Annotated in this window: 16 protein-coding genes and 2 pseudogenes; 3 read left to right on the forward strand and 15 right to left on the reverse strand. The window is 35.9% G+C overall.

The features are described from left to right. Positions 1-709 precede the first annotated feature (709 nt). The 6 genes and pseudogenes from BMW59_RS22385 to BMW59_RS01975 all read right to left on the reverse strand — a co-directional run. A pseudogene (locus tag BMW59_RS22385) lies at positions 710-1,078 on the reverse strand (acetyl-CoA C-acyltransferase); the annotation flags it as partial. A gap of 4 nt (positions 1,079-1,082) precedes the next feature. Beyond that, a pseudogene (locus BMW59_RS21290) lies at positions 1,083-1,168 on the reverse strand (fructose-6-phosphate aldolase); the annotation flags it as partial. Positions 1,169-1,195: 27 nt separating this feature from the next. Further along, complete coding sequence (locus tag BMW59_RS22390) at positions 1,196-1,528, reverse strand: transketolase-like TK C-terminal-containing protein (protein WP_425441249.1); 333 nt, start codon at positions 1,526-1,528, stop codon at positions 1,196-1,198. A gap of 12 nt (positions 1,529-1,540) precedes the next feature. Next, complete coding sequence (locus BMW59_RS01965) at positions 1,541-1,801, reverse strand: hypothetical protein (protein ID WP_093047353.1); 261 nt, start codon at positions 1,799-1,801, stop codon at positions 1,541-1,543. Between the two features lie 272 nt (positions 1,802-2,073). Next, positions 2,074-2,448 (reverse strand): helicase-related protein, encoded by a 375-nt coding sequence (locus BMW59_RS01970; RefSeq protein WP_093047354.1) that lies wholly within the window; start codon positions 2,446-2,448, stop codon positions 2,074-2,076. A gap of 252 nt (positions 2,449-2,700) precedes the next feature. Next, positions 2,701-3,144, reverse strand: coding sequence for a hypothetical protein (locus BMW59_RS01975; RefSeq protein WP_093047355.1), 444 nt, complete (start codon positions 3,142-3,144; stop codon positions 2,701-2,703). Positions 3,145-3,432: 288 nt separating this feature from the next. Here BMW59_RS01975 and BMW59_RS01980 point away from each other — a divergent pair, with 288 nt between their 5' ends. Beyond that, complete coding sequence (locus BMW59_RS01980; RefSeq protein ID WP_093047356.1) at positions 3,433-3,972, forward strand: hypothetical protein; 540 nt, start codon at positions 3,433-3,435, stop codon at positions 3,970-3,972. Continuing rightward, the gene (locus BMW59_RS01985; protein ID WP_093047357.1) at positions 3,965-4,864 is read left to right on the forward strand and encodes a Kiwa anti-phage protein KwaB-like domain-containing protein; all 900 of its coding nucleotides are present in this window, start codon (positions 3,965-3,967) and stop codon (positions 4,862-4,864) included. Before BMW59_RS01980 ends, BMW59_RS01985 begins: the two co-directional genes overlap by 8 nt. 265 nt (positions 4,865-5,129) lie before the next feature. Here BMW59_RS01985 and BMW59_RS01990 read toward each other — a convergent pair whose 3' ends face one another. The 5 genes from BMW59_RS01990 to BMW59_RS02005 all read right to left on the reverse strand — a co-directional run bounded on the left by BMW59_RS01990 (position 5,130) and on the right by BMW59_RS02005 (position 7,911). After that, positions 5,130-5,984 (reverse strand): restriction endonuclease, encoded by an 855-nt coding sequence (locus tag BMW59_RS01990; RefSeq protein WP_093047358.1) that lies wholly within the window; start codon positions 5,982-5,984, stop codon positions 5,130-5,132. Positions 5,985-6,140: 156 nt separating this feature from the next. After that, on the reverse strand, positions 6,141-6,416 hold the full coding sequence (locus tag BMW59_RS01995) for a YdbC family protein (RefSeq protein ID WP_093047359.1): 276 nt from the start codon (positions 6,414-6,416) through the stop codon (positions 6,141-6,143). A 22-nt stretch (positions 6,417-6,438) separates the two neighbouring features. After that, the gene (locus tag BMW59_RS21480; protein WP_177174154.1) at positions 6,439-6,642 is read right to left on the reverse strand and encodes a hypothetical protein; all 204 of its coding nucleotides are present in this window, start codon (positions 6,640-6,642) and stop codon (positions 6,439-6,441) included. 234 nt (positions 6,643-6,876) lie between these two features. Further along, on the reverse strand, positions 6,877-7,110 hold the full coding sequence (locus tag BMW59_RS21985) for a type I restriction-modification system subunit M N-terminal domain-containing protein (protein ID WP_342739574.1): 234 nt from the start codon (positions 7,108-7,110) through the stop codon (positions 6,877-6,879). A 552-nt stretch (positions 7,111-7,662) separates the two neighbouring features. Next, positions 7,663-7,911 carry a hypothetical protein gene (locus BMW59_RS02005; protein ID WP_177174155.1) on the reverse strand — a complete coding sequence of 83 codons (249 nt, stop codon included), beginning with the start codon at positions 7,909-7,911 and terminating at the stop codon, positions 7,663-7,665. A gap of 346 nt (positions 7,912-8,257) precedes the next feature. Here BMW59_RS02005 and BMW59_RS02010 point away from each other — a divergent pair, with 346 nt between their 5' ends. Continuing rightward, the gene (locus BMW59_RS02010; protein ID WP_093047361.1) at positions 8,258-8,542 is read left to right on the forward strand and encodes a hypothetical protein; all 285 of its coding nucleotides are present in this window, start codon (positions 8,258-8,260) and stop codon (positions 8,540-8,542) included. Positions 8,543-9,694: 1,152 nt separating this feature from the next. On the opposite strand, the gene BMW59_RS02025 is transcribed toward BMW59_RS02010, so the two are convergent. The 4 genes from BMW59_RS02025 to mqo all read right to left on the reverse strand — a co-directional run bounded on the left by BMW59_RS02025 (position 9,695) and on the right by mqo (position 12,468). Further along, the gene (locus tag BMW59_RS02025) at positions 9,695-10,129 is read right to left on the reverse strand and encodes a hypothetical protein (protein ID WP_093047364.1); all 435 of its coding nucleotides are present in this window, start codon (positions 10,127-10,129) and stop codon (positions 9,695-9,697) included. A gap of 183 nt (positions 10,130-10,312) precedes the next feature. Next, positions 10,313-10,522 carry a GNAT family N-acetyltransferase gene (locus tag BMW59_RS02030; protein WP_093047365.1) on the reverse strand — a complete coding sequence of 70 codons (210 nt, stop codon included), beginning with the start codon at positions 10,520-10,522 and terminating at the stop codon, positions 10,313-10,315. Further along, a complete protein-coding gene (locus BMW59_RS02035) occupies positions 10,515-10,766 on the reverse strand; it encodes a hypothetical protein (protein WP_093047366.1) in 252 nt (83 codons plus the stop codon). Before BMW59_RS02035 ends, BMW59_RS02030 begins: the two co-directional genes overlap by 8 nt. Before the next feature lie 199 nt (positions 10,767-10,965). Beyond that, on the reverse strand, positions 10,966-12,468 hold the full coding sequence (gene mqo, locus BMW59_RS02040) for a malate dehydrogenase (quinone) (protein ID WP_093047367.1): 1,503 nt from the start codon (positions 12,466-12,468) through the stop codon (positions 10,966-10,968). Positions 12,469-12,582: the final 114 nt, after the last annotated feature.

The following is a 12,582-nucleotide window of genomic DNA, read 5'->3' on the forward strand; positions in this document are numbered from 1 at the left end:
CAGAGTGGCTCACCACTCCGCACATGGTGGCTTTTTCATCCGCATTAGGTGGCTCAAAAGTATGCACTAGTGGCTCATTCTGTCTGCAATATTCAATTAAAAAGGAAAATATATACGGAGCGAGTACAGGCACCTTTTTCTACTCTTTCTTTTTAAAAAATCTATGTGTGTTAATATCTTGCAAATTTAGCTGTATTTATAGCACTACAACCTCTTTCATCATTTACTAAATATAAAAACGTCTGCTCGATGTCATAAAACATACGAACAGACATTATGTATTGATCCTTGTTATTTAAGTATTTACAGACTTTCGCCATTATCCGAACCGGTTATGTGAAGAAACCATTTCGACAAATTCCAGGGAGTCACTGTAACAGTAAATTACTTCCTGCTTTAAGACCGTATTCCTCGCTCCTATATTATGCATATTTCATAGAGTTTCACGTGGATTCAAAACCTTTGACATTGTGGTTTTTCATTTAACTTAATTGCATTTGATATCAAGAAAAGTGAGTCATTATTGAGCCAAAAACTATATTAAATCCTTGCGGGTAAAATATATTTAATTTACAGAAAAAATAATTATACATGAAAGAATTTTAAAAACCTGATCTTATTTCTCCAATTCTCTAGTACAAAGAGTACTCCCCAAATATCAAACTTGGTAAATGAGCAACAGACTAATTCGGTGATTGACTTTTTAATTCTATTTTTGTAGATTCTCTACTATGCATGTAATTCCTTGTGCACCTTCTATACATAATGTGACTAACCCATACTTTATACCTTCTCTGCCCATTTCGTGAAATAATTTTGTTTATTGCTCCTGTTGCACCAACTGATGACCTGTGCTATCACTCCACGTCCAATTGAATTCCTAGCTCTTTTATTACTGCAAGAGATTGTGCCGCAAAGGCATCATTTAATTCAATGATACTAATATCATTTAAATTTAATTTAGCTTTTTGTAATGCTTTCTTTGTAGACTCCACTGGACCAATTCCATAACCTCAGGAGACACTCCACTAACAGCTTGAGCTCTGATTTTTGGTTTTAGACCATAATATTCGACTTTTTTCTGGGTTGGTGGTTACACCTGCTAAAATACCAATTTATATGCTTTTTTGATTTCTTCGAGATTTGCAGTATCAATAAAAAATTTCATAGTCTCCTCCATCATTTTAATATTATTTTAGTTTAGAGATTTATTAACTCTCTTACTCTGGACATAACATGATCTACGGTAAAACCGAATTCTTCCAAGACCCTGGATTGTGGGCCCAAAGCACCAAAAAAGGTTAATGCCTAACACATCCCCGTGATCTTCTTCATAACGTTCCCATCCTAAAGTTGAATTCATTTCGATTGCTAAACGCGCTTTTACATGGGATGGAAGAACTGATTCCTGGTAATCCTTTGATTGGGATTCAAACAGATCCCATGATGGAAAATTGATGACGGATACAGATAGATTTTCCTTGGCCAACTCACGTTGGGCCTGTAAAGCTAACTGCGCTTCTGACACCAGGCACTGCAATTAAGCAGTTTCGTTACCATAAATATTCGCTTCCAAATAGATTGCTTTTTGGACAAGTTCTCCTTCATGCCAATCAAATTTATAATTAATATCAGTTATTATTGCAATATAATACTCCTTGTCCTCTTGGGGGATAGGGACAACCACAGACTCTCCAATTCTAGGAAGATAAGTCATATTATATTGATTAAAATCATATTGTACTCCCCACCCCTCATCTAAATTATGTACTGTAATAATAACTTCATTTTCTGAGATCACCTAAATTACTCCTCTGTGTTTATTATTTTATTTGTGTGTGTTACTTAAATATGAGCCCCTAGTTTATTTTTAATGCTTACTGCAAAGAAAACTCTTTTAATACTTCATCTTCAATATTTAGCTTCGCACTTGGGACAATTACACTTCCAGCCAGTTCTTTTTTTCTTCAATTATATTGTGTATGATTTTTTCTATAGTTAAGCTTCTGCCGAAACTCTCAAAACCTTTTACAATCGGAAAGTAGACAATGGCATTTTTTCTTGTCCAATTCGCTATGCCCGGTCAGTTGCTTGATTTTCTACTGCGGGATTCCACCAACGTGTGTAATGAACAACATGCTTTGCTGAAGTGATTGTTAATCCTGTACCTGCTCCTTTGGATGAAAGAATCATCACATCAAATCCAGAAGTCGCATTGAACTGACCAACAACTGATTGCCGTCGAGGTGTCATGCCGTTAATTATCATTCGGTTTATTTGTAAAAGCTCACTAATATGCTTCTTTAAAATAACTTGCATGCCACGATATTCAGTAAAAATAATCGCTTTCTCACCTTTGCTCTTGATTTTTTCTAATAACTTTAGCGTTTCTATTAACTTCTGCCCAAAATGAAGAAGACTATTGTAAATGGTCAACTTATTTATCACTGATCTCTAAACCTGCATTTATCTAAAACTGGATTAATAGACTCCTCGTCTTTTTACAACTAGATAAGAGAAGCCATTACACTTAGTCGAGTATTTCCTTTATTTAACTCAAACTGGTTAAATTGATTATTTATAAATATAACGCAAATAGAGTATCCTATCCGTTTGTATCTCAAACTTTAATTTGATGATTCAACAAGTTAAAAGCAAGGAAAATTAAGTAAAAGAATCTAAAATGAACGTAATCATTTATTATTTTCTTTTTATTTTTGGGCTTAGTACTGATTCCTTCTCTGGCAGAGGTAATCCTAAGTCTTTGTGCATTTCTGAGATCAATTTATACAAGTCTTCTCCAGTATTTACTCCAATTTGATTTGCGCTGATTACATTCGGAGCATCGTTGAATACTAAATTTACTTGGTTCAATGCTCCAAAAAATTTAACAGAGTCTCCATTTTGTTCTAGGTTAGAGCCATCTGAGATAACTGCTATGTTACCAGTTACCTCGGATAAAATTTTGTGCTTTGCTTCAATTCTCGATTCTTTTCTTCTTGCTTTGAGCTCTCTTTCAAATAGCTCTTCTTGAAATGCAAGTTGTTTTTGAGTAGCTTTATGTCCTCCATAAATTGCAGCTGTGGCACCAATTATTGCAGCAGTAAGAGTAATAATACCTGTTATTATCAATTCTGAGTCCATATTTTAATTGGCTCCTTTCGTTATTCTTTCTTAGGATAATATTTTGGAAGCTATTTACAAGAGGAACAAGGTAGCTACCTCTTAGATCCTCAAAGATTAATTCAAAATAAAGATTACATTTTTTCTGATTGTGCAATACAGCACTAAAATATACAAAGTGATAACAAGACAATTATATAAACTATTTTTGAAATAATTATACCTAATTATTTTCATTGGATGAATTTAATAAATATGTTAAAATATTCTGGAATAAGTACTACTTACTCAAATATAGGAGGAAATTAAATGCTCAACAAATTTGTTAAAGTAGCATTAGTATCTACTTCTTTTTCTCCTATATTATTAACATATGCTTTTATCCTTTGGTTGGAAGAAGACTCAATTTTAAAATTTTCTATAGTAATAGGTCTTGCTGCATTATTAGTGTTTTTATGTTTATTAATTATTAATTTTGCTAAAAAGAAACTTGAGATTATTAATTTACCAATTCAATCTATCAAGACAGCCGATGGAGAAGTAGTTGGCTTTCTAGTTGCTTATCTTCTGCCCTTTACTACTATTGCCTCAGAACAAATAAATGAGAGCATCTTGATTTTCATAATGAGTTTATTTTTTTTAATTATTTGGAGTACTAACTCTTATCATATTAACCCTTTACTCAGCGTATTTGGTTATCATTTTTACGAAGTTAATACGTCAAATAATATTTCATTTTTATTAATAACAAAGAGAGACTTAAGAGATACAACTTCAATTACTAGTACTGTTCAATTAACTGAATATATGGTCTTAGACATTAATAATAAGGGGGATAAAAATGTTTGACACTACCAATTTTTTTGCTTTAATGGTGGGCAGCGGTGAATATGTTATCAACAGAATTCGTCTTACACGTGATGCCCAAAAAGAGTTATCTTGCCTATTTAGTACTTCTTTAGAAAATGACTTGCTCGATAATGACCTCGAAGTTATTACTTTCGATGGAAGTTATAAACCAGATCAGGGGCAAATACAATCTATTTCAGAATATGAGATGCCAAATATATTTTTTGAAGCTATAAAATCTCCTGCTTCTTGTGAAATATTAGAGCTTAAGGAAGATAATGTTGATCATAAGATAAAAGCCATATTTACTGGTCTAATAAGAGAAGAAGAACCTATAATTGCATTTCAAAAGTTTAATAATTCTCAGTTTATTAATCGTAAAGGAGTAAGCTTATTTCATAATCAAGAAACATTTGACTTAACGTCAAAATTTGGGATAAATTTATTGGATAAAGTAGACTGTTTTTATCGGGATAGAAAGCTATATTTCAAGACATATTGGGTTGCTCGTCAAATTCTAGACTTATCTAGTTATTACAGAGAAGCTACTGATTCAGATGTTGATGACTTTATCAGTCTTCCCGCCTTAGCCTTAGAAGATAAAGAAAGTTTCAAGTCATATTCCGATTCTTTTATTAGAAGAAAAATTGCTATGATAAAAGATTCTGAAGTACTTGAAAATTACACACCTAGTATGATTAAAGATACAGCAGCAGAATATGGGGTAAATATTTCTTTAAATCGTTCTGACGACCAAGAACAAATAAATATTCCAAACGACAAAAAGGAAATAAAATCCATTCTTAAATTTTTGGACGAAGAAATATACAAAGGCCCTCTTTCAAACTCAACTTATGAAACCAATTCTAAAAAACGATATGTTAATAATTAATTCTAAAATACCTCAAATACCCATTAACTGTTATAACAGGAGTGGGTATTTTAATCTTAAACAGTAAATAGTACCGTTAGGTGATTCATTTCCCTTAAATATATTATACTTTACTAAACATATCCTTTATTAAGAACTTGTTCAAACTAAGTCGTTCCAAAATATTCCACGAATCCGCAAGATTCTTACCCTTTACTTCAACAATAAACTCGAGAGTAATTCTAAAAGACCCCGACATTAACCCTTCCAAATATGCATCTACACTCTAAAATAATTCAATTATATTTTTATAAAATTTTCCTTCTTCCGCTAATGCTCGTATTTTTTTTTCCAATACAATATTAAAATCAATTTCTCTTTCTAAAGATATAACTAATTCTTGTACAGTCATTAAAACAATATTTACACTTCGACCAGAGTTAAATGTAGCTAATGCTTCTTCAGAATAACCTGAAAAACTTATAAAAAATCCTCTGGTAAATCTAGATTTTGATGATACTTTTTCGTTAAATTTCACAAGTTCACCTTTATCTACTAATTTTTTTGTCCACTTAGCTTCTAATAAATAAATCTCATTTTTAAATGAAAAACTACCATCTATTTGTTCACCTATTAATTTAAAACTTTCTCTAGGACTTAATTGATTGCTTTTAAAAAAATCATATAAATATTTTTCAAAAGTGTATCCTCTTTCTTGACTATTGTTTAACTTAGATACTTTTATTAACGCCTCTAAATTTCTTTTAAAATCAAAATCGTTATTTGAGTGTTTTTCTACAGGTGCTAATTTCGCTCTGACTGATTTTCCCATTAATCTGTTTGCAATATCAACACATTTGTAGAATGTTTCTTTTTCATCATTTGAAATGTCCAAATGTAATCTTTTATAATCCAATAATTCCATCAATAATTTCCCCACAGTGACATTATCGAAGTCTGAGATAACACGTCTTAAAAGTTTAGCTTTAGATTCATAATCATACCGATGGTAAATATCAATATTAATAGTATCCAAAATAAAATCTTGAAAAGTTCTATTAGTAAAATCTAAAACATAACCATTCTCCATTTGAAATATTCTTTCAAAATATATTTTTTCATTAAAGCTAACGTTTGCCATAAGCAGAAACCACCAATCTAATAAAAATAATAAATTTGTAATTTGGGATTAGTTTTTAGTTATATTCATTATCAAATTAGTTTCTAACTTTTATACTTTTACCCAATACGGCTACTAAAGGTTAGTTAACATGATAATTAAATGATTGATTCTACTTTAAATTTTAATAATACAAAACAGCAGAAAGTCAACGTTTTCCAACGCCACTTCCTGCTGCCTATTAAAATTTAATACTTTACCAAGCTCTTTTGACTCTTCTTCAGTAAACGTAAGACCTTTCCCCATTTTCTCAAGGTCTGGGCACCACTCCCGAATGTCATACTTTGGCTCTAGTTTATTCCAGCTGATTAGGTTGAGTTCTTTCTTCCAGCCCTTTGGGGATTCGGATAAGACGCTGATATGCTTTACAATTTCAAATTCTATGTTTGCCATGATTTAACCTCCAGTCCTTTTATTAATGTGCTTCACTGTTTTCTCTGAGGTCGTGGTACACTTCATTGAACATATCGTCCATCAGGAACTGCTTGAAATCATTGTCCTCCAGCACTTTCATAAAGAAATTTTCATTGTTCTGCATACGGTCAATGACGAAGTCCATAAGCCCCACCATAAGGCCGAACGACTTCGCGCGGTGTATAGTGGTCACCTGCTTCAGCATGCTCTGAGTACCTCCGCATTAATTTCTCAAATACATAGCCCATTTCAAGATTTGACACGACACTTGGATGTAGGTCAATCTCAGAGAATCGTTTGACCGTCAGGTACAATGAATCATCTCGATCCATCTTCTCAATCTGTTTATCAAAATCGAAATAATCAATGATATCTCTTGCCACTAAGGAAAATCCGTTTATGTAATCTCTGAAGTATTCTGCAATATTATCAACATCATTCAAAAGTTTTTCAAAGTCATAGTTGCTGATGTTATTGAATTTTGGTTAGACGTACGGTTCAATATCTCGTCTCTAGCTTCTTCCGGCAGGTTCTTGTTGTACTGTACATATTTTTTCAAGACTTCATCCTTAGTGTCTTGAAGCACACAGTCAAAGCGTCGAAGGACTGCCATCGGCAGGATTACCTTTCCGTAATCGTCAAACTTATATGGTCCACCCAGTATTTCTGCAATTGTCCATAAGAAGTTTACTTTTTCCTAAAAGTTTACCATCAATCATTCTCCTTTTAATTGTTTTACTTTTTAATACATAAATGAATATGTTTCTAAATTTGATATGTAAAAAAATAGTTCTATTACTATTCTACCAATCTCTTAACTGTTAATAAATAGAATATACAAATTGTAAATCGAGTAGGGATAGCCATTACTGACTACCCCTCTCCCAGAACCACACGTGCGGGTCTACGCATGTGGCTCCTCCCGGTTATTCTTCTTTGAATAGCGTTCATAGTAAATAGTTCTGAGGCTGACTAAGCCGATTTCTTCGAAATAACTATTATCTAGTGCGGTATGAACCATGTGGGTCTTAGAACATCTCCACGCTGTCATGCGGATGGGATGAAGACTTTCTTCGTTCCATCCATTCTTTCTAAGCACTCTATATAAGTTATTCCGATAACGCCAGCTTCTCAGTTGAATCATACGTTACCGTCTTCGTAACCATGTATCCCATTTCTTGAAATTCGCGGCCACATGCCCAAAACAAAAGTAGTTTGCCCAGCATCACAGATAAGGATTTAGGGTGTCATCAACCAATACCTCAATACTAAGTGTTTGATTTCGTCTCGTTAATCTTTTGACCTTTCCTTTGAATATCTTTTCTTTCTTAGGCGCAATGCCTCGATAATTCAGATAGAACTCGTATCCAAGAAATGTGAATGGTTCTTCTTCGGCATTGACTATGACTGATTTTGTTGGATACACCGTTAATTTCATTTCATTTTCAACATATTTCTTGATTCCACGCATCACTCTTTCACTGCCTTTGGCACTGCAACATAACACAATAAAGTCATCTGCGAATCGCACGATTAGGTGCCCTCGTTCCAGTTATCGGCGATGGACGGGGTACCCTTCTGTTCTCCCCGGACTTCTGTGCTTTGGCAACTGTCCGTTTCTGTCCACTTCCACACGTCATCAAAATGGTCGTTTGATCACTCTTCACGGGTCACACCCTTCGCACGGCGTTATACTGGCCTTTACTTTCCTGCCGTACGGTCTTATAAGCGCCTATCAATAAACGTTCGCATCGAATATTTATGCGGTTTCCTATGACAACACGGAGAGCAGTTGTAAAATCACCCATTATGATGAGGAATTGTCTATCGGCAGGTGCGATCTTCATTTTGAAAACCGGAGCAAAGATCCTGTAACATTTAATGTGGCGTTTTACGACCGCTACTGGTACGAAAGCGAGCATCGTTCACTCTCGCTGTTAAACGATAGTAGCCCCTATGAGGTAACACTAGAGGGAAATGCAAAGAAAGTCGTCTCCCTCGAAAAAGAGATTGATGTATCTAATGAGACCGATCCTATTCAGCGCATGGAGTTTGATGAAGTTAATATAATTATTTTTTCAGACGATGGGAGGAGAGAACTTTAGAGAGAAATGGTTTGCCAGTATTAAAAAGCTGCAGGGTCAACGTCCGCAGCTTTTTTATAAACTAATAGCAAATAACTAATCAAATGATACTGTTCTACTACCTCACCTAATTTTAGAAGTAAACAGATCACATTTTTAAAATTACATATGAGCCAGAATTATAAGAAGCCCATTAACCGGTCAGTAATTTAAATTGGTGAGTCATTTCAGAGTCTTACTATGAGGAGCGATATAATAGCAGGATTGCCTCGGACAGGATCTTTGCCCGAGGTCTTTTCTTTTAATACTCGGTAATTATTACCTGCAACAATAATAAGAATACGGAGGATAAGGGGGATAAGGAGGATAAGGAGGATATGGCGGGTAAGGAGGGTAATAGTAGTATGGGGGCCTTGGAGTTAATAATGCTCCAGCTGCCAAACCAGTTAAAAACGGAAAACCTAAGCCTGTCCCTCCAAAACCCAGACCTGGTAGCGCACCAAAGCCTGAACCAATTCCTCCTAACCCAATACCCGGAAAAAATCTCTGGTCAGATCTAACTTCGTTATAGTTATAATAGTTACTATTCATTTTCTTCCCCTTTCGTCATCTGTTTTTCTAACAACGGATGATTACCACGTCTGCGTTCATGAGTATGTGACAAAACAAATATATCCCTGACTTTATTTAATACATCCTATTCATTAGTCATTTATCTATAATCTTGTACGAGTATAATTGTGCAGGAGCCTAGTTTGTAAAAATTCTGTTAGAAAAGTATTTGTCTTTTACGGGGCTCTGACTATACTCATTCAAATCAGAGCGCCATACCCATTTTCTATAAAGTGGCGTATTATTATCACTATATAGGTGATTTCTTCCGCTAGATAATTAAAGAAAAGCTCTCTGGCGCCCTTAGTGATATTATAAAATTATGATTGGGGGAGGGATAGTAGTGAGTATACAGGATATTCTTAAAATCTTAGGTATTATCATGGCTATGAGTGGAGGTATAATCGTTAGCTTACATGGTTCTGATTACTACTTAATTATCACTGTGCTTGGAGTTATATTGTTTTTAATAGCTAAAATGACCGATTATTTAAAAAGAGCGCCACTTAGGGCGCTCTTTTTTATGAATAAGAATTACGGACCCTCGTCCGCAGTACTTTTTTAATAAGCTGATTTTTTTACCCCTATCGGAAATTTCAACCATAATTTTCTTACAAGCCTCAGGATCCAGTAGAAAAAGAAAAAGTTAAAAATAAGTCCTATTGCGGCAATATCGATTCTTGCGAAGGGCTCATAAATCGCCAGCCACGGTACGGGAAATCCGTATTCCACGAATCCTTCTCCTGAATAAACACCTATTACCGGAACAAAAACGCTCAGGCCAGTGAGGAGATAACTAACAATATATAATCGGTGAAAAGGTTTTTTACTCATATCCCATAAATAAAACACTGCGGCTCCTAATCCAAGGAATAAGGCCATCATTCCGGCAAGTAAGGTTACATGGCTAATATTCTCAAATGTCATCATAGAAATCGAGCTAAGTACAATGAAAGTTAATACAATAAAGAAGATTTTCCAAAACCGGTTGGACATGTTATCCCACTCTTTCCTCAGAAAAGTTAATTAACCTGTATCAACACCTTCAAAGCAGGAGTCTAATCTCCTTTAAATAATATATACCTCCCTTCTGTATCTGTTAGAATACTGTTTTTAAAATAGAGGCCTCTTTATTTATTCCTCTAAAACTTTTTTCACGAAAAACTAGTCCCCTCTCCCCTAAAGCTTATACGAATAAATCTCTTCATCAAATTCCGCATCTATTAAGCCACTGTCGCTAAACCCGTGCTTCATATAAAACTTTTTCGCGCCGATGTTATCCCGGGTGATGCTTAGCACAATTTCGTCTACATCAAAATAATCTAAAATATATTTAATCGTTGCTTTTAAAAATGAACCGCCTAGCCCCTCCCCCTGGTAACTAGTCAATCATAAACCTGTCGAGCCAGATATAACGGTCTGTTTTACTTTCGGCTCCGATCATCATAAAGCCGACTGCCGTACCTTTTCTAAATAAGCCATAGCATTGCCAGTTATGTTCCGTATCAAAAACCGACTCGAGAAGGGAAGTTTCATTACTCTCAATAAAAGCTTCCTGGCTTTTATCCGGTCTTAAAGCAGCTACCTCGCGCCAGTTAGACGAATCTACGGGAATGATGCTCAGGTTTTCCATACTAAAAACTCCTAATCTTTTTCTTTCCGCTGATTGCCTTCCTATTTTATGCTAATTCTGTTACGGGCTGGCCCTCTCTCAGGTTTCATTTCGTTAAAACATATGCACCCACGTTACGTAAAAACGCCAAGTGTCCAGCACTTGGCGTTTGATTGGCGTATATATTTCGCAGATGCCTATAAACGTTAACAGGCAAAAGTTAGACTTGAACGAGTTCTTTTTTACTTAAGCCGAGCGTTTCAGCTGTTGACATTTGAATTTCCTTCAGAAGTTCAGGGTGCTCCATTAAAGCCTTGCCGTATGAAGGCACCATTTCTTTAAGTTTTGGTTCCCATTCTTCGAGATGCTCCGGAAAACACCTTTCTATTAAATCAAGCATGACGTGAACGGCAGTTGACGCACCTGGTGAGGCGCCTAATAAGGCTGCGATCGAACCGTCCTCGGCTGTGACGACTTCGGTTCCAAACTGCAGCGTCCCTTTGCCGCCAGCTTCTGTATCTTTTATGACCTGAACACGCTGGCCGGCGACAACTAAATCCCAGTCTTCGCTTTTAGCGTCTGGAATAAACTCGCGAAGCTCGTCCATCCGTTTTTCTTTAGATAAGAGAACCTGCTGAATGAGGTATTTAGTTAACGCCATCTCTTTGGCGCCGGCAGACAGCATCGTCAGTACATTATCCGGTTTAACCGACGACAGTAAGTCAAACATCGACCCCGTCTTTAAAAACTTCGGTGAAAAACCTGCAAATGGTCCAAATAGTAGCGATTTTTTATTATCAATATAACGGGTATCCAAGTGAGGCACCGACATTGGCGGCGCGCCGACTTTCGCTTTCCCGTAAACTTTCGCATGATGCTTTTCAGCTATAAACGGGTTATTACAGACTAAAAACATACCGCTTACCGGGAATCCGCCGATATGTTTCCCTTGAGGAATGCGGGTTTTCTGTAGTAAGTGCAGGCTCCCTCCCCCGGCTCCAATGAAGACAAAGTTTGCCGTGTGGTGTCTGACTGAACCGCTTTCAAGGTTCAGAATTTTGAGTTCCCACAAGCCATCGCTGTTTCGTTTAATATCTTCAACTTCATGCTTGTATTTGACGGTAATATTCTGATTTTCCATGTGGGAAAACAACTTGCGCGTTAATGCGCCAAAATTAAGATCCGTCCCCGAATCAATCTTAGTTGCCGCTACAGGTTCATCCAATGAACGGTCTTTCATCATAACCGGAATCCATTCTTTCAATTTTTCCGGATCATCACTGAATTCCATTCCTTCAAACAGAGGATTTTTAGACAACGCTTTAAATCGTCTCTCTAAATAAGAGACATTGTCTTTTCCTTTAACAAAACTCATGTGCGGAATCGGTCTGATAAATTCCGCAGGATTTTGCAGCAGATTGCTGTCAACTAGGTAAGACCAGAACTGTACGGATGTCTGAAAATGCTGGTTAATATTACACGCTTTACTGATATCGACAGATCCATCCGGCTTTTCAGCTGTGTAATTAAGTTCACAAAGTGCGGCATGCCCAGTCCCTGCGTTATTCCATTCGTTAGAACTCTCCTCACCGGGACTTGAGAGTTTCTCAAAAACTTTGATCTCCCAGTCAGGCCTTAACTCGTGCAGCATCGTTCCTAAAGTAGCACTCATAATTCCGGCACCAATTAAAATGACATCTGTGTGAGTTTCAGTGTTGTTCATCTTATACCAACCTTTTCTCGTAGAATTACCAGATAAGGTGAAGGCATCACCTGCAGAGCGGCCTGCTTCACACTTTGTCTGTCACAACAAATATTTTTAAGAGAGTAGATTAAA

The organism is Salipaludibacillus aurantiacus (assembly GCF_900111295.1).
Taxonomy (GTDB): domain Bacteria; phylum Bacillota; class Bacilli; order Bacillales; family Salisediminibacteriaceae; genus Salipaludibacillus; species Salipaludibacillus aurantiacus.